Genomic DNA, 22,358 nt, shown 5'->3' with positions numbered 1-22,358 from the left:
TCACTGGAGCTTCGTCGCGTCCGACTCATTGACGCCGCACGTCTCCCACCCCTACGGTCTGGCCGACTTACCGAACTGCGTTCGCAGGATCGAACACGCTTCGCTCCGTAACCCCCCGACGGAAGGCCGAGCCGCCATGACCACCCCCCGCAGACCCTCACGCCGCCGTGTCCTCGGCATGGCCGCCACCGTGCCGCTCGCCCTGACCGCCGATCTGGCCCTGGGCGCCGGTCCGGCCGGCGCGGCGACGGGTCCGGCGTTCGTGATGGCCCACTTCACCGAGTCCCCGGACGGCCTCGGCACCGACTACGGCCTGCACCTGGCCGTCAGCCCCGACGGCCTGGAGTGGACGCCGCTCAACCAGAACAAGCCGGTCGCCACCCCCACCCAGGGCGCCGGCGGCCTGCGCGACCCGTTCGTGCTGCGCAGGCAGGACGGCACGTTCACCGTGCTGGCCACCGACCTGAAGGGCACCGACTGGAGCTACAACAGCCAGTACATCCACGTCTGGGACTCCACCGACCTGCGCTCCCTCACCGGCTACCGCAGGCTGAAACTGCACGACATGACCACGCACAGCTGGGCCCCGGAAGCGTTCTGGGACGCCTCGCGCGGGCAGTACGGCATCGTCTACTCGTCCGTGAACTCCAGCGGCCACAACGTGCTGATGATCAACTACACCACCGACTTCCGCACGGCGTCCGCACCGCAGGTCTTCTTCGACCCCGGCTACGACGTGATCGACGGCAGCCTCGCCCTGGGCGTCGGCGGCACGAACTACCTGTACTTCAAGGACAGTTCGAAGCAGGCCCTGGTCGGCGCCCGGTCCGCCGGTCTCGCCCCGGGCAGCTGGCAGGTCTTCAGCACGCCGGTGGCCCACGGCGGCACCGAGGCGCCGATCCTGGTGAAGTCGCCGTCGTCCGGCACCTGGTACCTCTGGGGCGACACCTACACGCCCAACGGCGTCTTCTACGCCTGGCAGACCGGCGACCTGGCCTCCGGCACCTGGACGCCGGTCGACCAGCGCCGCTACACCCAGCCGGTGAACTCCAAGCACGGCAGCATCGCGCCGCTCACCGGCACGCAGTACGACAACCTCCTCGCGCACTGGGGGGCACCGGCCTGGAACCGGCTGAAGTCGTACAACCACCCGGACCGCTACGTCCGCCACGCCGGTTTCGCGGGCCGGATCGACCCCTACCCCTTCGACCCGTACACCGACGCCCAGTGGAAGCTCGTCCCCGGCCTCGCCGACGCCTCCGGGGTGTCCTTCCAGTCGGTCAACTACCCGGACCGGTATCTGCGGCACTACAGCTACGAGCTGCGGCTGGACGTCAACGACGGCACGTCGGTGTTCGCCCAGGACGCCACGTTCCACAAGGTCGCCGGGCTCGCGGACTCCGCCTGGACGTCGTTCCGCTCGCACAACCACCCGACGCGCTACATCCGCCACTCCGGCTACGCCCTGCGCATCGACCCCGTCTCCACCGCCACGGACCGGGCGGACGCGACGTTCCGGATCGGGTACTGACCGCACCGGACCGACGACACCGGCGGGCGGGAAGGCCGGGCCGGGCTCCCGAGCGGCACACGCGGGGACGCGACGGCCCGGACCGGCCTTCCACTGCCCGCAATCTGCCACCCGGCGCCCCGCTCCGCCTCCCGGACGGGCCCGAACGGGGAAGCGGCCGGGCGAGCCTGCGATGATGCGGCGCATGTCGACCCTACCGAGACCTGGAAGCCCACCGGGTCGGACGCCACCGCGCCCCAGAGGAGGCCGGCGGCGAGGAAGCCGTTGTAGAGGCCCTGGTTGGCGGCCAGGGCCTTCGTGCTGTTCCGCGAACTCGGCGGTGGTGCCGAGGGTGGCAGAGTTCTTCCTGGCGTGCGTCGCGGTTGCGGGGGTGTACGGCGCGGCCACCGCCAGCCGGAAGATCCTCTTCGTACAGACCGTCCCGGCGCTGATCGCCCTGGTCCTGGTGCTGCTCGCGCACTAGCGCAGGGCGTCAGGCGTCCTGGGTGACGGCCCGCTCCATGAGCGCGACCGCCTCCGCCTCCGGGGTCGCGGGCGGCACCACCAGCAGGTCCCAGCGGCCCCGGCCGGGCGTGAGCAGACAGACCGTGTCCGGGGTGGCCGGCGACTCCCTGCGACCCACGTGGACCTCCCGGCCGACGACGTCCAGCCGCTCCGGGCAGGGCAGCCAGGTTTCCCCGTGGACCAGGACGCTGCTGACCCGGCCCCAGGCGCGCGGCAGCACGGCCAGCAGCCCGGGCAGCTCCGCGGCCAGATCGTACGAGCGGGGCCACCACGCCCCGTCGATACGGCGGGCCGTGCGGCCGAGGCGCGGCTGGGCCGCGAGCCTCAGCCGGACCTCGGAGGGTGCCGGGAGGGGCGGCGGGGGCGAGGAGGCGGACGTCATCAGGGCTCCTGCTGCGACGGGGGCGTGGCCAGGAGACCGTGGGCCACCGGTTCCGGCATACCCGCGGTCCTTCCACCGTACGCCGCGGGGCGGTACGGGGGCCGGGGCCCGCCCGTACCGCCCTGTGTCGGTCAGAGGCCGTAGCGGCTCTTCAGATGGCGCCAGAAGTCACGCAGCATCCACTGGTCGAACTCGGTGATCTGCGTGGCGCTGCCCGCCTTCATCAGGAAGCAGCACTGGCCGGTCGGCGACCAGTCGTAGAAGTCGTCGAGGCCGAAGGTGTGGCCGACCTCGTGCAGGTAGATGTGGATGTTCTCCTGGTTCAGGGCGCCGGTGAAGTACTCCTGGCCCATGCGCTGGCCCCAGTCGCCGCCCGCGCCGCCGCCGAAACCCTTGGTCAGCCACAGTGACTGGTCGTAGTGGCGGGCGGCGCCGCCCGGGCACTTCGAGTAGTTGCCGTCCTGGTGGAAGAAGCGGCCGCAGTCCGGGGCGCACTGCGGGGCGCCGCCGCTGTCGAGGATGCCGGTGTAGATGTCGACGGAGTTGTCGGTCCACTGCAGGGTGGAGCGGTTCTTCACCGCCCAGCCGACGATGTTGACGGGGACATTGGTGTACGGCCAGGCGTTGTGCCCCTTGCCGTTCTCGGTCATGGCCGTCATCCACTTGCCGAACTGCTTCTTCAGCGCCGCGTGGATCCGGTCGCGCATGGCGGCGCTGACGGGGGCGTCGGACTCCCAGCGGACGCAGTAGTTGACGCTGCCGCGGTTGGCCATGATCTGGTCCCAGCCGTAGTTGCGGAAGCCGTACAGGTTCCCGTAGGTCGACTCGACGTGGTTCCACACCTCGTTCAGGGGCTGGGCGAGGTGCGCGGGCGGGTTCCACTGGTCGGCGGCCTGCGCCTTGCCGCTCGCCATGCCGGGGGTGGCGAACGCCGCCGCCAGGACGGCGAGCACGGTGAGCAGTCGTGCGAGGTGTCTGCGCATGGTGATCTCCCTCGTGTGGGGGACGGGGTATCACCGGCAGGTCGTCACAGGGCCCGGGAAGGTTGCCCGCACCACCGGGGCAGATGCTCATCTGTGGACATTGCGGGAGCTTTATCGCATGACGTCGGCGATAATCGGAGCATGACTACGGCAACGTATGAAGTGCTGGCGGCTTCGTCAGATCACGCGGTCGCCGTGACCATCGCCTTCGTCGGCGGGGCGATCATCGCCCTCGCGCTGATCTGGGCGGTGCTGGTCGGGATGCGCGTCATGGACAAGGACACGCACCACCCCAGCCCCGAGGAGCAGCCGCACCTCCCGGAGGGCGGGCCGGTCCATGAGATGCGGGAGATGCGGGAGCCCGACGAGATGCCGCTCGTGACGCGCGACGGCGAGCGGCTCCTGCCCCATGAGCTGCACCACGCGAGCACCAGGACGGGCAAGGACCAGAAACCCCGCCGTTGGCTGCCCGGATCCAGCGGCTCCTTCGGCGGCGGCGGCCTCGGCCACACGTGAGGCCATGAGACGCGGACGCTGGGCGACGGGCGGAGCGGTGCTGCCGCTCGCCCTGGCCGCCGTGCTCACCGGCTGCGGCGGCGACAGCCCCGGGGACGCCGCCCGCGAGGCGGAGTCGGCGGTCGGGTCGTTCGCCTCGCAGGCATCCGAGGCGGTGGAGTCGGCCACGGCGGAGGCCGGACGCCGGCTGGACGACATCCGGGGCGGCATCGACGTCAAGGGCGATGTGAAGGCCGGCCGGCCCACCGTCGGCTCCGACGGCCGGGCCCGGGCCGAGGTCACCGTGACCAACACCGACGATTCGGAACGGTCCTTCGCCGTCCAGGTCGATTTCACCGACGCCGGGGGCCGGCTGACCGACACGGTCATCGTCACGGCGGACCACGTGCAGGCGGGCGACACCGCCACGGCCACCGCCCGCAGCACCCATGACCTGTCCGGCCAGGTCCGGGCCGAGGTGGCCCGGGCCGTGCGCTACTGACCGGCGCCGGCGTCCGCCACCGAGATGTCGATCTGCTCGCTCATGGCGCTCACCCCGTTCAGCGTGGCGACCGCCTGGAGCCGGTTGACGCCCGCCGGGAGCGCCCTGGGGGTGCAGGCCCAGGTGCCGTCGGGGGCGGCGGTGGCCGCGCAGGCCTCGCGGTCGTCCTTGTCGCGGACGGTGACCCGGGCGCCCGGGTGGGCCGTACCGGCGATCCGCGGCCGGACGTCCAGCGCCACGCCGGACAGCGGGCTGGTCAGCGTCGGCCCGGCCAGGCCCACGGTCACGGCGCACCGGCCGGCCGCCCGCCGTACCCCGGCCGCGTCGGTGATCCGCAGGGCGCAGCCGCGCAGCCGCGTGCCGGGCACGGCGTCCGCGGGGACCGCTAGCACGAAAGGGAAGGTACGGCCCTGCCACGCCTGCCCGGCCGCGTCGCCGGTGACCGTGTACGTCCCGCTGCGGCCGTCGGCGGCGACCCGGCCGAGGTAGCCGGGCGCGTCGAGCGGCGTGGCCGTCACCCGGGTGCCCCGGGGCGCCGTCAGGGTCAGCGTGGCGCCCGGCGCCGCTCCCTGGGGGCCCGTGACGTCGAGGATGCCCTCTCGGCCGGGTGCGATGGTCGCGGCACCCCACGGCTCACCGTCCCCGGCCGCCGCCGACGGGCCGGGGCACGCGAGCACCCCGGCGACGACGGCCCCCGCCACGACTGCTGTCTTCCTGGACCTGTTCATGGCGGGCGGGGCTCCCTGTGCGGACGTCGACGGCACTCTGCCAGCGATTCTCGCGGGGCGTTCGCGCAGGTGGCGCGTGCTGCTGGGCCGTGCGGGTGGTACGGCCCCGGGGGCTCGCCCCGGGGGCCGGGGGCTAACGCCCGAGCCACACCGTCGTGTCCGGCCCGAGCCGGCCGTCCTCCAGGGGGGCGCTGCTCAGCAGGACCTCGCCGGCCGGCAGCGGGACCGCCGTGCCGGACAGGTTCGTCACGCACCGCCAGCCTTCGCAGCGGTCGAACTGGAGGACGCCGTCCGGGGCGTCCTCCGCCCAGGCCAGCTCCTCGCCGTCGAGCAGTTTGCGGCGCAGCCTGAGGGCCGTGCGGTACAGCTCCAGGGTCGAGCCCTCGACGCCGTCCTGCGCCTCGACGGCGTAGGCGGCGAAGCCGGGCGGCTGCGGCAGCCAGGCGCCGCCCGGCCCGAAGCCGTACGACGGTCCGGTCGTCGTCCACGGCAGCGGCACCCGGCAGCCGTCGCGGCCCTTGCGGACGTGGCCCGTCTGCTCCCAGATCGGATCCTGGAGCACCTCGGTGGGCAGGTCGGCGACCTCGGGCAGGCCGAGTTCCTCGCCCTGGTAGACGTAGGCCGAGCCGGGCAGCGCCAGCATCAGCAGGGTGGCCGCCCGGGCCCGGCGCAGTCCGGCCGCCTCGTCGACGGCCGGGGCGTGACCGCCGGAGAGCAGCCAGGCGTTCTCGTCGGTGCCGGGCGGGAGCATCAGGCGGGAGGCGTGGCGGACGACGTCGTGGTTGGACAGCACCCAGGTCGCCGAGGCGCCGGCCGCGCGGGCGGTGGCGAGCGAGTCGGTGATGATCTGCCGCAGTTCGTGCGCGTCCCAGCCGGCCTGCAGGTACTCGAAGTTGAAGGCCTGGCCGAGCTCGTCCGGGCGGGCGTACAGCGCGCGCCGGGCGCCGGGCACCCAAGCCTCGGCGATGGCCATGCGGGGCGGCCGGTAGGCGTCCAGGATCTTGCGCCAGTCGCGGTAGATCTCGTGCACGTCGTCGCGGTCGTAGAACGGGTGCGTGCCGGGCGGCATCGTGGTGAGGGCGTCCTCGCGGCTCAGCTCGGGCGCGCCGAGGTCGCGCAGCGGTTCGCTCAGGTCCTTGACGAGGGCGTGGGCGACGTCGACGCGGAAGCCGTCGACCCCGCGGTCGGACCAGAAGCGCAGGGTGGTGCGGTAGTCGGCGCGGACCTCCTGGTTCTCCCAGTTGAGGTCGGGCTGCTCGGGGGCGAACAGGTGCAGGTACCACTGGCCGTCGGGCACCCGTTTCCAGGCGCTGCCGCCGAAGACGGACTGCCAGTCGGTGGGCGGGAGCTCGCCCTGCTCGCCGCGGCCGTCGCGGAAGACGTACCGGTCGCGGGCCGCCGAGCCGGGCCCGGAGCGCAGGGCCTCCTGGAACCAGACGTGCTGGTGCGAGGAGTGGTTGGGCACGATGTCGACGATGACCTTCAGGCCGAGCCGGTGGGCCTCGGCGACCAGGGCGTCGAAGTCGTCGAGGGTGCCCAGGCGCGGGTCGACGTCCCTGGGGTCGGCGACGTCGTAGCCGCCGTCGGCCAGCTCGGACGGGTAGAACGGGCTCAGCCACAGGGCGTCCACGCCCAGGGCGGCGAGGTGGGTGAGGCGGCGGGTGATGCCGCGCAGGTCGCCGAGGCCGTCGCCGTCGGCGTCGGCGAAGCTGCGGGGATAGACCTGGTAGACGACGGCCTGGCGCCACCAGTCGGGGTCCCGGGACGACAGGTCGAGGGTGGAGCGATCGGTCACGCGGTCTCCTTGTGCGGGGCGTACGGGCGACGGCATCGACAACATTGAATCTGTCCAGAATGCCGGAAAGAGGAACCATCGCGCCGATCGGAGTGATCCATTCCTGCTGTGATGGAAGTGTGATGATGGAGTAACTTCCTTTGCATACCCGCAGGTTGACAGCCTGCTGCGGCACGGCCACGATGGGGGCGCACTGAGGCGCATGTGACCAATGAGCCCAGTGTTTCTTCGACCACTCACCCTCCGGTGCGGCCCCGGCAGCCGTGCGCCGCGCGCTGCCCGCCTGCCGTCACCCGGGTTCGGCACAGCCAAGAAATGGGATCCGCATGTCCATAGCGAGACGTGTCACCGCGCGACGCCTGCTGGGGACGGGCGCCGCGGCCCTCGCCCTCTGCGCCGCCTCCGCCACCACCGCGTTCGCCACCGGTACGCCCGGTGGCGACGGCTGGTCGTCCGGCGGCACCTACAAGCCCGGGACCGGCGCGGGCACGGAGACCGGGACCGACCGCTGCCAGTTCTCGCTCGACGGCTCGAACTTCTTCGACTCGGTGAAGGTCGACGACCAGAACCTGAAGCCGACCGAGGACGGCAAGGTCCACATCAAGGTCCGCACGGCCGGCGACGCGACGACGTGCACGGCCTCCCTGGCCTCCTACCTCGCGCACGGCGCGACCTTCGAGACCTCCGGCGAGCAGGTGTTCGTCGACTTCGACACGGTGACGGTCAAGCCGGGCGGCACCGACTCGCTCGACATCGCCATCCCCGACAAGGGCTGCTTCGGGCAGATCGACCTCTACCGGGGCGCCGTGAAGTTCGACGGCGTGCTCGACGCGAAGGACGGCTTCGAGCACGGCGAGCTGCCCAAGGGCCCCGACCGCCCGGTCATCAAGGACAAGCTGATCGCGGCCTGGAACGGCGGCACGAAGGAGTGCGAGCTCACGCCTCCGCCGGCTCAGTCGCAGCCCCCGTCCACCCCGCCCGCGAGCCCCTCGGAGCCGGCCGAGGAGACGACGCCCCCGGCGCCGTCGGAGCCCTCCGAACCCTCGTCGCCCCCGGCCACGGACACGGACACGCCCACCCCGTCCGCCTCCGAGTCGACGACGCCCCCGGCCCCCAAGCCGAACGGCGGCGGCGGCGACCTCGCGGAGACCGGCGCCGACAGCAGCACGGGACCGATCGCCATCGGTGCGGGCGTCCTCCTCGCGGGCGGCGCGGCCATGGTGGTCATGACCCGCAGGAAGCGCGCGACCCGTTCCTGACACCGTGAAGGGCCCGGGACTTCCACAGTCCCTGGCCCTTGTGCCGGAGTGGCCCTAAGCCCCTTCGACGACCGTCAGCCACAGCTTCACGTACCGCTCCACGTCGACGCCCAGCGCCACGTCCACCAAGGGCTGGGCGCGCGTTCCCTCGTGGATCTCGGACTCGCCGGGGAGCGGGCGGCGGTCGACGATCGTCTGGCCGCGGGTGGGTCCGGGGGCCAGGGCGACCTCGACCGGCAGCCGCTCGGTGGTCAGGCCGCCCGGGTCGACCACCGCGCACACCGCGCCCGCGTCGCCGAGACCGCCCGTCGGGGTGGGATCCCCCGAGGTGGCCGGGTCGCGGTGGGCGAGGAGTTCGCCGGCCAGGCGGAGGCTGGGGTCCGTGCCCCCGCGCAGGCGCTGGAGATCGGCCGCCGGCACCAGGACCTGCTTGAACACGTCCAGCCCGTACATCGTGATCGGCACCCCCGCCGTGAGCAGCACCGCCGCCGCCTCCGGGTCGTGCCACACGTTGAACTCCGCGACCGGCGTCGCGTTCCCCGTCGCCACCGCGCCGCCCATGAACACGATCCGCTCGATGTTGCGGGTCACCTCCGGGTGCGTCCGCAGCAGCAGCGCGATGTTCGTCAGGGGCGCCATGGGGATCAGCGTCACCGGCCTCGGCGAGGCGAGGATCTCGCGCCGCAGCAGCGTCACCGCGTCCACGTCGACCGGCACACGGGTCGGCGCGGGCAGCCCCAGGTCCCCCATCCCGTCCTGCCCGTGCACATGCCGCGCCGTCCGCACGGGTTCGATCAGCGGACGCTCGGCGCCCCGGGCCACGGGAATGTCACCGGCACCGGCCACCTCCAGCACGGTCAGGGTGTTGCGGACCACGCCGTCCACGTCCGTGTTCCCGGCCACGCAGGTGATCGCCCGCACGTCGAGCGCCGGATGCCGTACGGCGAACAGCAGGGCGAGGGCGTCGTCGACGCCCGTGTCGCAGTCGATGATCACCGGAATAGGCTGACCGTCCGTCATGGCGGTGGCTCCTTCCACTGTTCCCGCACTGGCTTTCGAGAGCGACCCTACGGCCTGCGGCACCTCCGCCTACGGGCGAACCCGCTCCTGCGCCGCCTCCCACAGCTCGGAGCCGCGCGCCGCCACCCGGTCCGCGACACCGCGCAGGAACGCGGCGGCGGGCAGCACCCCCAGCCGTCGCCCGTCCCGCAGGCGCGGTGCCACCTGGTCCGCTTCGGCCTCCCGCCCGCCGATCACCGCCTGGTACGGGACCAGCCGGGCCGCCCGGACGCGCGCGGCGAGGGTGCCCTGCTCGGGGCCGGAGACCTCGGCGCGCAGGCCGAGTTCCCGGGCGCGCTCCACGAGTTCGCGGGCACGGTCCGCCTGTTCGTCGCCCACCGGGAGCACCACCAGCTGCACCGGGGCCAGCCAGGGCGGGAAGGCCCCGCCGTGGGCCTCAACGAGGTGGGCGACCGCGCGCTCCACGCTGCCGATGATGCTCCGGTGCACCATGACCGGGCGGTGCTTGGCCCCGTCGGCGCCGATGTAGTGCAGGTCGAAGCGTTCGGGCTGGTGGAAGTCGATCTGGACGGTGGACAGGGTGGACTCCCGCCCGGCCGGGTCGGCGATCTGCACGTCGATCTTCGGGCCGTAGAAGGCCGCCTCGCCCTCGGCGGCCTCGTACGGGATGCCGGAGCCGTCCAGGACCTCGCGCAGCAGGGCGGTGGCCCGCCGCCACAGGTCCGGGTCCGCCACGTACTTGCCGCCCTCGCCCGGCAGGGAGAGACGGTGGCGGACCGCACGGATGCCGAGGTCGGCGTAGGCCCGGCCGATCAGCTCCAGCGCGGCCCGCGCCTCGTCGACGGCCTGCTCCAGGGTGCAGAAGATGTGCGCGTCGTTGAGGGTGATGGCCCGGACCCGGGTCAGACCGCCGAGGACGCCGGACAGCTCCGAGCGGTACATGCCGCCCAACTCGGCCATCCGCAGGGGAAGTTCCCGGTAGCTGTGGGAGCGGGAGCGGTAGATCAGGGCATGGTGGGGGCACAGGCTCGGGCGCAGCAGGACCTGTTCCGAGCCGAGGTCCATCGGCGGGAACATGTCCTCGCTGTAGTGGTCCCAGTGCCCGGAGATCTCGTACAGCTCGCGTTTGCCGAGGACGGGCGAGTACACGTGCCGGTAGCCGGCCCGCCGTTCCGCCTCGCGGACGTACTCCTCCAGGGCGTGCCGCACGATCGCGCCGTCGGGCAGCCAGTACGGCAGCCCGGCGCCCATCAGCGGGTCGGTGTCGAAGAGGTTCAGTTCACGGCCGAGCCGTCGGTGGTCGTGCATGGTGGGCTCCTCGTTTGTCGGAGGGCGAGCACCACGCGAAGAAGCCCCGGGCACTCGCCCCGGGGCTTGAAGACATCTGCGTCAGCTGTCAGCGCGCCGGGACACTCTCCGGCGTCGTCGTGCGAGACGGGAACGGCTGGGCGCGCTTCATGGGAGTGACCGTAATGGGGGTGGGGCGAGCGGGGCCACTGCTTTTCGCGGTGCCCGCGGTGTGCACGCCTCCCTCACCCGAACAGCCCGTCGCACTGGTGTGCCGACCGTCGCGGTGGTGCCGTAAGAGCAGGTACCCGATCTTGGAGAGCCCGCCCCGTCGGGAGGCATCTCCATGAACTTCCCGCAGGAGGCCTCCGATGCCCCACCCTCCGGCCGGCCGGCGTGGCCCAGGAGCCCGCGCGGTCCTCGCCTGCGCGCTGTCCGTGACCGCCCTGCTCACCACGGCCGCCTGTTCCGTCCAGGACGAGCCGCGGCCGCGGTGGTTCTCCGCCTCCCCGACCGGCACCGGCGCGTCACCCGCCGTCGAGCGGCCCGCGAGCTCCGGGGCCGGTCTCACCGAGGCCCAGGCCCAGGCGGCGCTGATCACCCACGCCGACCTGGGGGAGCCGTGGGGACCGACGCAGGGTGCCAGGACCTGGCGGGACGGGCTGCTCAAGGCGACCACGAAGGACCCCGACTGCCGGCGGCTGCTCGACGTCCTCTACACGGAGGAGCTCTTCGGCACCCCGGCCGGGCCTCGGGCGACGGCCGCGTTCGACGACGCCGACACCGACGCCCAGGTGCGCTACCAGGTCGCCGCCCATCCGCCGGCGGACGTCGACCGCACCCTGGCCTGGCTGAAGTCGCTGCCGGGGAAGTGCGGCGAGTTCACGGCCGCGACCACGCGCGGCGTCGCCCAATCCGTCCAGGTCGGCGACATGCCGCTGCCGCCGGTGGGGGACGCCCGGCAGGCCCTGCGGGTCACCCTGGCCGGCGAGACGGAGGACGGGGAGCTGACGTACCTCACGATGGACCTCGCGGCCGTGCGGGTCGGGGAGGAGACGATCACGCTCACCAACGCCGGGCTCGACGAGGTGTACGCGGAGCTCACGCAGCGGACGGTGCAACTCGGGGCGCGGCGCCTGGCCGAGATCACGAAGCAGGCACGGGCACGGATCTGAGCCCGGTACCGGGTCATCAGCGGTCTTGGGCCTGTCGTTTGGATCACGCCGCAGACGCGGGGTCTGGCACGCGCATCTGCGGCGTTGTCGTCGGTTGCCGACGCTCCGCGTCGACGCCCTCCTCCGCCTTGCAGATGCACGCACCAGACCCCGCTCACCGGCGCTGATCAGCGCTGCCGGTTCCCTGCGACATGATCCAAACGACAGGCCCTAGCGCTCGAAACGCCTGCGGTGGGCGATCACCTCGCGGGCCACGTCGAGGGCCGTGCGACCGCGCGCGAAGGCGTCCGCCCGCAGCCGCGCGAGCGCGTCGTCGGCGCCGACGCCGAGCTGCGCCATGATCATGCCGACGGCCTGGTAGACCTCGTCGTGGTCCGCCGCCAGCCCGCTCAGCCAGGGCTCCTCGTCCCGCGGCGCGGCCTCGGTCTCGCGGGGCAGTGCCATCAGGGCCACCGTCATGACACCGGCCACGAGCCGGGCCACGTGCAGCTGGCGGTCGGTGAGCACCCCCGGGCGGTCGCGGTAGAGGTCCAGGGTGCCCACGCACGCCGCGTCGCTCCCCAGCGGCACCGCGTACACCGCCCGCACCCCGGCCTCCGTCGCCTGCTGGGCGAAGACCGGCCAGCGGCCCGCGTCCCGGCCGCTCGTCAGATCGCAGGCGAACACGGGCGCCCCCTCCTCCAGCACGCTCTGGCAGGGGCCGTCGCCCAGCGTCGCCTGCATCTGCGCCAGGCGCGCGGCCTGCGCGCTGCTGGCACTGAGCTGGACGGGCATGCCCTCGCTGCGCAGCGACACACTCGCGCCGATCACCGGCAGCAGCTCGACCGCCACCTCGCACAGCCGTCCCGGGACTTCGCCGGGCTCGACGCCGCGCACACCCCTGGCGATCACATCGGCGGCCCGGATGCCGTCCAGGTCCAGGTCACCGCCCCCGGCGCGGCGCGGACCGGGATCGCCGCCGGGGGCACCTGGGGGATCGTCCCTGGGCCGCACGACCACCGCCTCCTTCATCACCGGCCTTCACCGTCGACGCTCTTCCGGGGCGCCCTGCCACGGACGCGAAGGTGGGCCGGGGCACAACCACCCGCACGGGACGGCCCGCTGCGCGACGGCCGCGCAGCCTGCCGCCGTACGGCGGCCACCCGGATCATGCCCCGAGCCCTCCCGGAATCGTCGCCCGACTACCCGTCGGGGGTGGGGCGAAACCCGTGCACCGGGTCGCCGCCCCGGCCTGGCCCTCAGCGCTTCTCGTGCAGGTTGTCCGGCTGCCGTACCCGCTGTCTCGTCACAGCGGGGGCTGGGCGGGCGCGGGCCCGAGGGTGGTGGTGCCGGGAGCCGTACGGTGTCCGAGGCCCGTCCGGTAGGCGTCCAGCGCCGCCTCCACCCGGCCCGTGCGGCGCAGCAGGTCGCCCAGCAGCCGGCACAGGTCGGCCAGGTCACCCGCGGCGCCGGCCCGCTCCAGCAGGCTCAGGGCGCGGACGTAGTGCTCCTCGGCGTCCTCGGTGCGGCGGGCGTCCTCGGCGATGATGCCGAGGAGGCGGTGCGCGGCGGCGGAGTGGACGGCGCCGCGCTCGGGGGACAGGTCGTCGAGGACGCCGTGCAGCAGGGCCGCCGCCTCGTCCGACTTCCCGCGCCGGTGCAGCACGTCGGCCAGTTCGACGGCGACCTGGCTGCTGTAGAGGGCGGCGCGCTTGGCCGACAGCATGCCGAGGGCCTCCCGCAACTCGCCCTCGGCACACTCCAGTCGACCGTCCTGGGCGTAGACGTAGCCGCGCATCCAGTGGCAGTTGGCGAGTTCGGTGCGGATCTGCAGGCCCCGGTACAGCTCGGCGGCCTTGGCCAGCGAGGCGTCGGCCTCGGCGAGGCGGCCCTCGGCGACCAGGGTGCGGGCGACCGACCGGTGCATGCGCGCGACGAGGGCCGGGTCGCCGGACTGCGGGGCGAGCGCCAGGGCGAACTCGGCGGCCTGGGCGGCGCGGGCGTGCGCGCCCATGTCCATGTAGGGCCCGATGGCGCTGGCGTAGAGCAGCAGGAGGGCGTCGGGATCGTGCAGCCCGCCGCGATTCAGCTCATCGAGGGTGGTCTCCAGCAGGTAGACGGCGTACCGGAGTTCACCGGCGAGGTAGTGCGCGACGGCCCGCCCGCGCAGCGCCGGGACCCGGGCGGGCAGCGGCGCGCCGGCGAGACAGGCCTCGGCCCGCTCGAAGTACTGCCGGCCCGCCACGAGCTCGCCCGTCTCCAGGGCGCACTCGCCGAGCCCGAGCAGCGCGGCGGCCTGTTCCCCGGCCAGCCCCTGCGTCTCGGCCTCGACGAGCAGCTCGGCGTACTGCTCCGCCGCTGCCTCGGCGTCACCGACGGCGAAGACGCGCTGGGCCTCGGTCAGCCGCAGCCGCAGCTCGGTCACGCGCCGCGCCGAACGGCCGGTGGCGAGTTCGTCGAAGGCGACGCCGAGCCGACCGGCGAGATGCCGCAGGGCGTCGTCGGAGGGCCGCACCCGGCCCGACTCCAGGGTGGAGATGTAGGCGGGGGTGTACACGGGTTCCGCCAACTGCCGCTGGGTCAGCCCCTGTTCGACACGCAATCGCTGCACCCGGCGCCCGATGGTCCCCGGATCGTCACGCTCCCCCACGCCGGCTCCCCCTGCCCCTCTTGCCGTTCGGCTCGGACAGCCCCTAGGTTAAACCGAGAGTTAAGCGTGCTTAACACGCTGCTGTCATAGCCACCGCCCCAGTTGCGAGGTCGCCGTGCTCGAACGCACACGCACCGCCGAGCGGTACGCCCGAGGTTTCGCCGCGGCCGTCGTCGCTGTCGCGACCCTACTGCTGGCGGCGAACGCGGGGCCGGCGAGAGTCGAGGAGCCCCAACAGGGCCCGCGGACGGTCGCGGACAGCCGCTGACGCGACGATCCCGCCGCGCCCCAACCGCCCCTTCAAGCAGGCGTCTTGAAACCCGGTTCCCGTGTGTCAGTGGAGTGCTCTAGCCTGCGCAGGCTGATCACTTCTTCCTGCTGATCACTTTCGTTCCGGGGGGTTCGACACACCGTGCACAGACGCACTCTCTCGACCGCGACGGCGCTCGCGGTCCTCTTCGGCTCGGTCACGCTCGTCGCGGCCGGTGCCGGTTCGGCGGCGGCCGACTCCAGCGCGCTCCTGCCCGTGAAGTCGACCGGCGACATCGTCGTCGACGGGGTACACCAGCGCGTCTTCATCAGCGATCCGACGGCCGGCCAGGTCGTCGTCACCGACTACGCGGGCAAGGTCGTCGCCACCGTCGGCTCGCTGCCCGGCGTCCAGGGCCTGGAGCTGTCACCCGACTCGGGCACGCTGTACGCGGCCCTGCACGACGGGGACGCGGTCGTCGCGATCGACACGGCGAAGGCGACCGAGACCCGCCGCTGGTCCACGGGCCAGGGCGGCGGCCCGGCGTACGTGGCCCTGGCGGGCGGCAGGCTGTGGTTCAGCTACGGCGACGGCGGCGAGGGCAACATCGGCTCACTCGACCCGAACGCCGCCGACCAGGGCGTCACCCTGGGCCAGGACACCGGCCGTACCTTCTACGAGGCCCCGATCCTGGACGCCTCCGCGGGCGCCCCGGGCACGCTCGTCGCGGGCGCGCCGGGCCAGAGCCCGGTCGAACTCGCCGTGTACGACGTCTCCTCCGGCACGGCGAGCCGTACGGCCTACCGCTTCGACCCGGGCAACACGGGCGGCGGCAACCTCCAGGACCTGGCGGTCACGCCGGACGGCAGAGACGTCGTCACGGCCAGCGGTGCCCCGTACTACCAGGCGGTCTACAAGCTCACGGACCTGTCCGCGGACGGCAAGTACGTCACCAACACGTACCCGAACGCGGTGGACATCGCCCCGAACGGCGATGTCGCGGCGGGCACGTTCTCCTGGTACGACCCGGACGTCCATGTCTTCAAGCCGGGCACCTCGATACCGCTGAAGCAGTACGACTTCCCCAACACCGGCACCAGCAGCGGCGCCGACACCCTGGCTCCGGCGGGCCTGGCCTGGGCGCCGGACGAGAGCAGGCTGTTCGCGATCTCGGAGAACGACAGCAACGTCTACTCGCTGCGGGTCCTCGACGCCCCCACCAAGACGTCCACCACCCTCACGGCGACTGCCCCGGCCACGGCCGCCCGCGCCAAGTCCCTCACCCTCACCGGCACGCTGTCCTCGTCGGCGGCGTTCCCGGCGGGCACGAAGGTCTCCGTCACCCGCACCGACGACGAGTCCCCGTCCGGCAAGCCGCTCGGCACGGCGACGGTCGCCGCCGACGGCTCGTACTCCTTCACGGACGCGCCGCCGGCCGGCGGCAAGGTGACGTACACGGTCGTGTACGCGGGCGACTCGAACCGCGCGGGCGCCACGGCCTCGGCCTCGACGACCGTGGCGAAGACGGCGACCACGCTGACGCTGAACAACAACGGCAAGGTGTACGACTACGGCCGTGACGTCACCTTCACGGCGCACCTCGGCACGACGTACAAGAACCGCACGGTCGAGATCTGGGCCGACCCGTACGGCTCCGACAAGCCGAGCACGCTGGTGAAGAAGGGCACGGTCAACTCGGCCGGCGACCTGTCGGCGACGGTCCACCTGACCCGTGACACGAAGGTCAGCGCGAAGTTCACGGGCGACACACGGTACGCGCCGAAGACGGTCACCAACTCGGTCTACACCAGGGTCAAGATCTCGACGTCCCTGAGCGGCTACTACAAGTCGGCGACCGCCTGGAAGCAGAAGTACTACTACTTCCGGAAGTCGAAGGACCCGGTCCACAACACGACGATGTCGATGTACCCGGGCCGCAAGCACCAGCTCCAGGTCCAGCGTTACTCCGACGGCGCGTGGCGCACCACGACCGCGGAGTACTTCGCGCTCGACCGCTACGGCAAGGACGCGGTGACGCTCGACGGCACGCCGCCCGTCGGTCCGCGTTTCCGGGTCCGCTCGTCCTACATCGACTCGAAGTCGGGCGACAACGTCAACACGACGACGTACGGCGCGTGGAAGTACTTCGTCTTCACCCGCTGACGTAGCCCACGAAGGCGGCGTGAGCCTCCGAAGAGACGGTGAGGATCCCGACCTCGGGGTTCTTGGAGACCGTCGGTCATGAGGGCCACGTCCGCCCGCTCCGCGAACTCCCTGGTCGGGACCTTGTGCGCGGTCTCGATCCGGCCTACCAGCGAGCTGTGCGACCTCGCCCGTCTCGCCCTCACCGAGCTGGTCGCCGACGTCGTACGCCACACGCCCGACCGGCGTGCCGCGGTGCTGATGACGCGGCGGCCGGACGGGCGTGGGGTGCGGGTGGAGGTCACGGACACGCGCCCGCGACCGCCGCTGTCCACAGCTGTGGACGAACTCGCCGAGGACGGACGCGGCGAGCTGCTCGTCGACGCCGTCACGGACCGGTGGGGATGGACTCCCCTCCCCGACCGGCCCGGCAAGACCGTCTGGTTCGAGTGCGACGTGAGCAAGGAATTCGGCGAGTGAATTCAGCGAGCGAATTCACTCGCCCGATTCAGTCAGCGTGAATTCTCGCGGGAGCGCATATAACGCCAGCCGAAATAACAAACCCCGACCGCTCCACCGGCGGCGCCGACCGCACAGGTCGCCGTCGCCCACGTCGCCATGTCCCGCGTAATCCACAGCAGGCTCACCACGACCAGCGCTATGGAGAACAGCAGGCGTTCTCCATAGCCCGGGCCGCGCCGGCCGGTCAGTCCCCGGTCGCCGTGCACTTGTACGTCACGCCCTTCATCTTGATGTCGCGGTACCCCACCTTCACGGTCGGGTTGGCGGGTGCGACATCGCCGCCGCCACCACCGCCGGTGTCCTTCTTACGGCAGTAGTAGCCGAGTGCGTCGAGCTTCTTGATGTCGCTCATCGCCTGGTACTTCTTGTAGGACGCGATCATCGCGGCCCGCCTCTCCGCCGGCGTGGCCTCCTTGGCCTTCGTGTAGGCGTAGCACCCGATGCTGGCGCCGATGCCCACCCACGAGGCTCCCTTGGCCAGTGCCTTGGTGAGGCCCGCCGCGCCGCTGCCGATCCCGAGGACCGCGCAGATCTCGTCCGCTCCGGCACGCAGTTCCGGCTGGGCCGGAGAAGCCTGTGCCGCCTGCGCCCCGACGCCGCACAGCGCGCCGGTCATGGCGAAGGTGATGACGGCAGAAATTCCCTTGCTTCGTATCGTCACGAAGTCCATCCCCGTTTTTTTAATTGTCCGGCCGGATTGTCCGGCCGGATTGCATGGTCAGTGCGAAAACGACGCTACCCACGGGGACACACGTAAGCAATGGAGGAAATGTGAACATCACCGGGAGGAGATTCAACCGGGTAAAATTTCGTTCAGCGCCTCGTCAAGGCTTTTCGCTACCTCCGCGTCACCGGGCCGGCTTCCGCCCGGCCCCTTCGGCGGGCCGTACAGAGCGTCGAGTTCGGTGGTGATGGTGTGGGTCACCGCGCCGTAGAGCGGGGTGCGGGGGCGGTGGACCGCCTCGCTCAGGGCCGGGAGCAGGATCTCGCGGGAGTAGCTGGTGCCGTCGGCCATCCGGTCGGGGGCCAGGCGGGCGGTGCTCTCGCCGCCGGGCGACGCCGAGGGGCCCTCGGCGTACGCGGGGGCGTGCCCGCACTCCGGGGCGGTGCCGGGCTCCTCGTAGGCCGAGGTGCGGGTCGCGGCGAACCCGGCGCGCAGCAGGCAGCGTTCGCTGTCGGGGTCGGTGAGGAACGCGATCAGTTCGGCGGCCTTCGCGGCACGCTGCTCGGACGTGGAGGAGGTGACGGCGAGGTTCTGGCCGCCGAGCACGGACTTGCCGGGCAGCCGGGCCACCCCGAGATTGCCCCCGAAGGTCTCGTGCAGGGTCGGGTAGACGTACGGCCAGTGCCGCAGGAAGGTCGTGCGGCCCTCGGCGAAGGCGCTGAGCGATTCGGCCTCGCGGAACTCGGAGGACCCGTCGAGGGCGTACGGCGACGCCGTGCGCTCCCGCAGCTCGCTCACCCCCGCCGTCAACTGCTCCTCGGTCGCGACGTACTCGCCGTCGTCGTCCGTGATCCGGAAACCCGGTACGGCCGAGGCGAAGGCCTCGATCGCGTTGACGGTACGGCCCTCGTAGGGGGCGAGCTGGGTGGTCCAGATCGCCTCGTAGTCCTTGATCCCGGCGTCGTCGAGGGGACCGAGCAGTTCCCGCAGTTCGTCCCAGCTGACGTCTTCGCCGAGGTCGGTGCGGGAGGCGCTCGCCTTCACCAGATGGTCCTTGCGGTAGTACAGCAGGCCCGCGTCGCTGTTGAAGGGGACCGCGTACCGCTTGCCGTCCCAGTACGACGTGCTGTCCACGGACTTGATGAGGTCCCCGGGGTCCTTGACGGCCGTGTCGCTCAGCGGCCGGATCAGGCCGGCGTCGGCGAACTCCGGGATCCAGGTCACGTCCAGGTTCACCACGTCGTACTCGGCGCTGCCGGACTGGAGGGCGCCGAGCAGCTGGCTGCGCTGCTGGTCGGCGGAGCCGGGCAGCTCCACCAGGCGGGCCCGGTAGCCGTGTTCGCCCTCCTTGGCGTTCCAGGCGTCGATGAGCTGCTGGCGGATGCCATTCTTGCCGGTGACGTCCTGGCCGCTGGCCACCACGATCCGCGGGGAGGGGTCGGTGCCCGTCGGCTGCTGCTGCGCGTCACCGTCGGTGCAGGCCGTGAACGTCAGCAGCGACAGCAGGGACAGCGCGGCGGCCGTCAGGCGTCGGGCCATCATTCCTCCCCCGTTCCGGTGCGGGCGACCTCGTCGCGCAGGGCGGGCACGAGGTCGTCCCCGGCGTCCAGGCAGCGGCCCCGGCCGGCCTCCGCGATCCGTGTGCCGGGGCGGTCCCGGTCGCAGGCCCCGTTCTTCAGGGTCACCATGGTCATGGGCACGCCGGCGGTCCGGGCCCGGTCGATCACCCGCTCGAGTGCGTCGCCGGTCAGGCGGTTGTCGTCCTCGCCGTCGGTGAGGTACACGATCAGCTGCGGCCGCTCGTCGTCGGCGCCGCGTTCCCGCAGGAACGCCAGGGCGTCCCGCAGGGCGGCGGACGGGTCGGCTTCCGCGTCCCGCACCCGGGCGGCGTCCAGGGCCTGCTCGGCCTCCCGGCGGGCGTGCGTGCCGAACCTCAGAAGGTCGGTGTGCGTACGGCCCTTGAGACCGTACACGGCCCACACCCCGTACTCGTCCTCCCCGCCGAGCCCGGTCAGGGTCTGCTTGAGGATGCCGGGGCCGCCGCTGGGTCCGTCCCACAGACCGGCCATCGAGCCGGAGCTGTCGAGGAGGAACAGGACACGGCCGGGGCCGTGCGCGTTGCCGTAGCGCTCCAGTGCCTCGTCCATCTCCGCCGGGTCGGCGGAGCCCGCCGGCGGGACCTCGTCGATCAGCCCCTCGGGGGCCGACTTCGCAGCCAGCAGCCGTCGCTCACCGTGCGCGGACCTGAAGCCCTGCTCGCCGAGCACCCCGCGGCCCTCGTCGCCGGTCAGCCAGGAGCGGAAGCGGTCCACCTCGGCGTCCCGCGCGTCGGCGTCCCGCTCACCGTCCTCCCAGCGCACCCGCACGAACGTCGGCTCCAGACCGGGGACGTCGTCGGGGTAGACGGCGGAGCGCGGGGCGCGCGTGGCCGGGTGGCAGCCGACGCCGCTGCGCAGCAGGAACTCCGGGACCAGGGCCGCGCTGCGGTCGTCCACGGCGTCGGCGTCGGGCAGCGTGCACAGCAGCCCGGCGGCGGAGGGCTCGGGCCGGCCGGACTGGGTGAGGCGCCGTTCCGCGTTGCGCGCTTCGGCTCCGCCGCGGTACAGGCCCGTCGTCGCCAGCAGCGCCGCGTCGGCGAACTCCGGGTCGGGCCGGTGCACTTCGGCCTCGCCGGGCGCCTGTTCGAGGCCGGTGACCAGCTGCGACAGCGACTGCCCGGTGGGCTTGACGGCGTCGTCCAGGCCCTCCGGGACGGCCAGGACGACCGGCGAGTACACGAACGGCCCGGTGTCCGGGTACAGCCGGGCGAAGACGCGGTCCTCCTGGGCCGCGGTGACCCGGCGGACGTCCGCGCGGGTGCCGGGGATCCACACGTCCGGCTGCGGGCCGATGTCCCGCTGCGGGTTGTCGTCGTCGCGCGGCTGCTGCCAGGCGTCCGTCCGCTTGCCCAGCGCGGTCACCACACCGGCGGCACCGGCGCTGTAGACGGTGACGCCGCTGCGCCGGCAGCCGTCCTTCGTGGTGTTGGCGTCCGAGGCGACGTAGGCGTCCGCGGCCGCCTTCATCGCCTGCTCCAGATCGGGGTCGGTGAGCAGACGCAGCTCCAGTGCCGGGGCGCAGGAGCCCGAGTCGCCGGTCAGGACCAGGACGCCGTAGCCGCCGGCGCCGGTGGCGAGCAGCGCCAGCAGAATCGCCAGGCCGGTACGGCCGAGCCGTTCGAGGGCCTTCCGGGCCCGGTCGAGCGTGCGCTGGAACCATCTGACCTGGGGGTCCGGGTGGTCGATCACCGGGCCCGCCGCCAGCAGCACGTCCGCGTCCGGGTCCCAGGGGGGAGCCAGCGCCTGCGGCCGCTGCGAGTCGTCGTCCTCCGCCTTGTACTTCGCCTCGGCCATCCGCTGCTTCACCGCGGCGTACAGCCGGGAGAGCCACACCTCGCCGCCCTCGTCGAGGACGTGCACGAGTTCCCGGGTGAACGGCGTCGGGGCGTCGGCGTCGCCGCCCAGGATGCAGCGGTTGGGCTGCACGCTCATCAGCAGCAGGACCTTGTGCTTCTTCCGCTTCGGATCGTCGAAGCGGTGCCAGATCTCCGCGGCGTTGCCCGCGTAGCAGCAGTCGAGGATCACCACCACCTGCTGGGCGCGGCTCTCGACGAGTTCGCCCAGCACCTCGCTGAAACTCACCGAGCCGGGCAGCCCGTCGCCCGTGAGCACCCGGGCGGTACGCATCTGGAGGTGCAGCTCGTTGCCGGAGGTGGAGGTGACGGCGTGCCCGGCGAAGTAGAGCAGCAGCAGTCCCCTGGCGTCCTGGCAGGCGCGGCGCAGTGCCCCCGTGAACTCGTCCGGGGTCGGCGAGGCCAGAGCCCGCACCTCGTGCGCACCGAACACGTTGCCCCGGTGCAGCGCGTCCTCGAGTGTCCTCCGGTTGTGCCGCACGGCGGGGAGCTGGCCGGTGACGCCCTGTGGGTCCGGTGCCGTGTGGTCGTACTCGGACACACCGACCAGCAGCGCCCGGTTCACTTCGCCGCGCGGGTCGAAGCGGCTCACCGGCCTACTCCCCGTCGGTGTCCAGCGGGCGGATCTGTGGCTGGGGATCGCCGCCCTGGAGCCTGCGGCGGTTGTTCGTCCAGGTCTTCACCGCGCGTGCGGTGTACTCGGTCAGTGCCGCGATCGTGACGACGTCACCGAGCACTTTGAGGACGAGTTCGAGGTCGGGCCCCAGCCGCCCCTTGGTCCCGTCCGCGCTGGTCTGCGCCTCGATGCTCAGCTTCTTCTCGGACAGCAGTTCCGCGAGCGGCTCTTCCCGCTCCAGCCACGTCTTCAGTGCTCTGACATCGTCCACGGTCCCGCCGGCGCCCAGCCGGACGCGCACGCCTAAGACAGCCACTTCGTCCCCCTCTGTCATCCCGACATCATGACACCGGGTCAGGCCTCGGCGGCAGCCCTGTGACGCGACCTGAGCAAGCGATTACACGCCCCCTTCACGCCAGGCGC

Annotated in this window: 22 protein-coding genes; 9 read left to right on the top strand and 13 right to left on the bottom strand. The window is 72.5% G+C overall.

Features of this window, described 5'->3' with window-relative positions; translation table 11 throughout:
- Positions 1-136 precede the first annotated feature (136 nt).
- A complete protein-coding gene (locus QF034_RS20905) occupies positions 137-1,531 on the top strand; it encodes a glycoside hydrolase family 43 protein (RefSeq protein WP_307176392.1) in 1,395 nt (464 codons plus the stop codon).
- On the opposite strand, the gene QF034_RS41795 is transcribed toward QF034_RS20905, so the two are convergent.
- A complete protein-coding gene (locus tag QF034_RS41795) occupies positions 1,459-1,821 on the bottom strand; it encodes a DUF1304 family protein (RefSeq protein ID WP_307179935.1) in 363 nt (120 codons plus the stop codon). The genes QF034_RS20905 and QF034_RS41795 overlap by 73 nt on opposite strands.
- A gap of 29 nt (positions 1,822-1,850) precedes the next feature.
- Between QF034_RS41795 and QF034_RS20895 the strand changes: the two genes are divergently transcribed.
- Positions 1,851-1,994 (top strand): DUF1304 family protein, encoded by a 144-nt coding sequence (locus tag QF034_RS20895; RefSeq protein ID WP_503167801.1) that lies wholly within the window; start codon positions 1,851-1,853, stop codon positions 1,992-1,994.
- Between the two features lie 9 nt (positions 1,995-2,003).
- On the opposite strand, the gene QF034_RS20890 is transcribed toward QF034_RS20895, so the two are convergent.
- Both QF034_RS20890 and QF034_RS20885 read right to left on the bottom strand, forming a co-directional pair.
- Positions 2,004-2,417: a DUF5994 family protein gene (locus tag QF034_RS20890; protein WP_307176391.1), complete on the bottom strand. Its 414-nt coding sequence runs from the start codon at positions 2,415-2,417 to the stop codon at positions 2,004-2,006.
- Between the two features lie 131 nt (positions 2,418-2,548).
- Positions 2,549-3,400, bottom strand: coding sequence for a hypothetical protein (locus QF034_RS20885; protein ID WP_307176390.1), 852 nt, complete (start codon positions 3,398-3,400; stop codon positions 2,549-2,551).
- A 141-nt stretch (positions 3,401-3,541) separates the two neighbouring features.
- On the opposite strand from QF034_RS20885, the gene QF034_RS20880 reads away from it, so the two are divergent.
- On the top strand, positions 3,542-3,916 hold the full coding sequence (locus QF034_RS20880) for a DUF6479 family protein (RefSeq protein ID WP_307176389.1): 375 nt from the start codon (positions 3,542-3,544) through the stop codon (positions 3,914-3,916).
- A 4-nt stretch (positions 3,917-3,920) separates the two neighbouring features.
- Complete coding sequence (locus QF034_RS20875; protein WP_307176388.1) at positions 3,921-4,397, top strand: hypothetical protein; 477 nt, start codon at positions 3,921-3,923, stop codon at positions 4,395-4,397.
- On the opposite strand, the gene QF034_RS20870 is transcribed toward QF034_RS20875, so the two are convergent.
- A complete protein-coding gene (locus QF034_RS20870) occupies positions 4,391-5,125 on the bottom strand; it encodes an Ig-like domain-containing protein (RefSeq protein ID WP_307176387.1) in 735 nt (244 codons plus the stop codon). The two genes, QF034_RS20875 and QF034_RS20870, sit on opposite strands and share 7 nt — an antisense overlap.
- Positions 5,126-5,258: 133 nt before the next feature.
- Positions 5,259-6,956, bottom strand: a complete 1,698-nt coding sequence (locus tag QF034_RS20865) for a glycoside hydrolase family 13 protein (RefSeq protein ID WP_307176386.1) — start codon at positions 6,954-6,956, stop codon at positions 5,259-5,261.
- Positions 6,957-7,246: 290 nt separating this feature from the next.
- On the opposite strand from QF034_RS20865, the gene QF034_RS20860 reads away from it, so the two are divergent.
- Positions 7,247-8,179, top strand: a complete 933-nt coding sequence (locus tag QF034_RS20860) for an LAETG motif-containing sortase-dependent surface protein (protein WP_307176385.1) — start codon at positions 7,247-7,249, stop codon at positions 8,177-8,179.
- 54 nt (positions 8,180-8,233) lie between these two features.
- Here the strand turns inward: QF034_RS20860 and QF034_RS20855 are convergent, their stop codons facing one another.
- Positions 8,234-9,199 (bottom strand): nucleoside hydrolase, encoded by a 966-nt coding sequence (locus tag QF034_RS20855; RefSeq protein WP_307176384.1) that lies wholly within the window; start codon positions 9,197-9,199, stop codon positions 8,234-8,236.
- A 69-nt stretch (positions 9,200-9,268) separates the two neighbouring features.
- Positions 9,269-10,561, bottom strand: coding sequence for a threonine--tRNA ligase (gene thrS, locus QF034_RS20850; protein ID WP_307176383.1), 1,293 nt, complete (start codon positions 10,559-10,561; stop codon positions 9,269-9,271).
- A 296-nt stretch (positions 10,562-10,857) separates the two neighbouring features.
- Between thrS and QF034_RS20845 the strand changes: the two genes are divergently transcribed.
- Positions 10,858-11,661: a hypothetical protein gene (locus QF034_RS20845; protein ID WP_307176382.1), complete on the top strand. Its 804-nt coding sequence runs from the start codon at positions 10,858-10,860 to the stop codon at positions 11,659-11,661.
- A 210-nt stretch (positions 11,662-11,871) separates the two neighbouring features.
- Here the strand turns inward: QF034_RS20845 and QF034_RS20840 are convergent, their stop codons facing one another.
- Together QF034_RS20840 and QF034_RS20835 are read right to left on the bottom strand one after the other, a co-directional pair.
- Entirely contained in the window at positions 11,872-12,672 is an 801-nt protein-coding gene (locus QF034_RS20840; RefSeq protein WP_370880824.1) for a GAF and ANTAR domain-containing protein, read from the bottom strand.
- 274 nt (positions 12,673-12,946) lie between these two features.
- The gene (locus tag QF034_RS20835; RefSeq protein ID WP_307176381.1) at positions 12,947-14,290 is read right to left on the bottom strand and encodes a helix-turn-helix domain-containing protein; all 1,344 of its coding nucleotides are present in this window, start codon (positions 14,288-14,290) and stop codon (positions 12,947-12,949) included.
- Positions 14,291-14,405: 115 nt separating this feature from the next.
- On the opposite strand from QF034_RS20835, the gene QF034_RS20830 reads away from it, so the two are divergent.
- The 3 genes from QF034_RS20830 (at position 14,406) to QF034_RS20820 (ending at position 17,162) form a co-directional block, all read left to right on the top strand.
- Complete coding sequence (locus tag QF034_RS20830; protein ID WP_307176380.1) at positions 14,406-14,558, top strand: hypothetical protein; 153 nt, start codon at positions 14,406-14,408, stop codon at positions 14,556-14,558.
- A 144-nt stretch (positions 14,559-14,702) separates the two neighbouring features.
- Positions 14,703-16,703, top strand: coding sequence for an Ig-like domain-containing protein (locus tag QF034_RS20825; protein ID WP_307176379.1), 2,001 nt, complete (start codon positions 14,703-14,705; stop codon positions 16,701-16,703).
- Between the two features lie 78 nt (positions 16,704-16,781).
- Positions 16,782-17,162: an ATP-binding protein gene (locus QF034_RS20820; protein WP_307176378.1), complete on the top strand. Its 381-nt coding sequence runs from the start codon at positions 16,782-16,784 to the stop codon at positions 17,160-17,162.
- A 226-nt stretch (positions 17,163-17,388) separates the two neighbouring features.
- Here the strand turns inward: QF034_RS20820 and QF034_RS20815 are convergent, their stop codons facing one another.
- From QF034_RS20815 to QF034_RS20800, 4 genes are all read right to left on the bottom strand, one after another.
- Positions 17,389-17,874, bottom strand: coding sequence for a hypothetical protein (locus QF034_RS20815; RefSeq protein ID WP_307176377.1), 486 nt, complete (start codon positions 17,872-17,874; stop codon positions 17,389-17,391).
- A gap of 123 nt (positions 17,875-17,997) precedes the next feature.
- Positions 17,998-19,407, bottom strand: a complete 1,410-nt coding sequence (locus QF034_RS20810) for an extracellular solute-binding protein (RefSeq protein WP_307176376.1) — start codon at positions 19,405-19,407, stop codon at positions 17,998-18,000.
- Positions 19,407-21,911: a caspase family protein gene (locus tag QF034_RS20805; RefSeq protein WP_307176375.1), complete on the bottom strand. Its 2,505-nt coding sequence runs from the start codon at positions 21,909-21,911 to the stop codon at positions 19,407-19,409. The genes QF034_RS20810 and QF034_RS20805 overlap by 1 nt, the downstream gene beginning before the upstream one ends.
- A gap of 4 nt (positions 21,912-21,915) precedes the next feature.
- A complete protein-coding gene (locus QF034_RS20800) occupies positions 21,916-22,251 on the bottom strand; it encodes a hypothetical protein (protein WP_307176374.1) in 336 nt (111 codons plus the stop codon).
- Positions 22,252-22,358: the final 107 nt, after the last annotated feature.

The sequence above is a fragment of the Streptomyces africanus genome, assembly GCF_030816955.1.
GTDB lineage: Bacteria > Actinomycetota > Actinomycetes > Streptomycetales > Streptomycetaceae > Streptomyces > Streptomyces africanus.
The sequence above is the reverse complement of the archived record's forward strand: the minus strand, read 5'-3'. Positions and strand labels throughout refer to the sequence as shown.

Coding starts and splice junctions, on each gene's coding strand:
- QF034_RS20905 (WP_307176392.1), top strand. CDS start 137: ATGACCACCCCCCGCAGACCCTCACGCCGCCGTGTCCTCGGCATGGCC.
- QF034_RS20890 (WP_307176391.1), bottom strand. CDS start 2,417: ATGACGTCCGCCTCCTCGCCCCCGCCGCCCCTCCCGGCACCCTCCGAG.
- QF034_RS20885 (WP_307176390.1), bottom strand. CDS start 3,400: ATGCGCAGACACCTCGCACGACTGCTCACCGTGCTCGCCGTCCTGGCG.
- QF034_RS20880 (WP_307176389.1), top strand. CDS start 3,542: ATGACTACGGCAACGTATGAAGTGCTGGCGGCTTCGTCAGATCACGCG.
- QF034_RS20875 (WP_307176388.1), top strand. CDS start 3,921: ATGAGACGCGGACGCTGGGCGACGGGCGGAGCGGTGCTGCCGCTCGCC.
- QF034_RS20870 (WP_307176387.1), bottom strand. CDS start 5,125: ATGAACAGGTCCAGGAAGACAGCAGTCGTGGCGGGGGCCGTCGTCGCC.
- QF034_RS20865 (WP_307176386.1), bottom strand. CDS start 6,956: ATGCCGTCGCCCGTACGCCCCGCACAAGGAGACCGCGTGACCGATCGC.
- QF034_RS20860 (WP_307176385.1), top strand. CDS start 7,247: ATGTCCATAGCGAGACGTGTCACCGCGCGACGCCTGCTGGGGACGGGC.
- QF034_RS20855 (WP_307176384.1), bottom strand. CDS start 9,199: ATGACGGACGGTCAGCCTATTCCGGTGATCATCGACTGCGACACGGGC.
- QF034_RS20845 (WP_307176382.1), top strand. CDS start 10,858: ATGCCCCACCCTCCGGCCGGCCGGCGTGGCCCAGGAGCCCGCGCGGTC.
- QF034_RS20840 (WP_370880824.1), bottom strand. CDS start 12,672: ATGAAGGAGGCGGTGGTCGTGCGGCCCAGGGACGATCCCCCAGGTGCC.
- QF034_RS20820 (WP_307176378.1), top strand. CDS start 16,782: ATGAGGGCCACGTCCGCCCGCTCCGCGAACTCCCTGGTCGGGACCTTG.
- QF034_RS20815 (WP_307176377.1), bottom strand. CDS start 17,874: ATGGACTTCGTGACGATACGAAGCAAGGGAATTTCTGCCGTCATCACC.
- QF034_RS20810 (WP_307176376.1), bottom strand. CDS start 19,407: ATGGCCCGACGCCTGACGGCCGCCGCGCTGTCCCTGCTGTCGCTGCTG.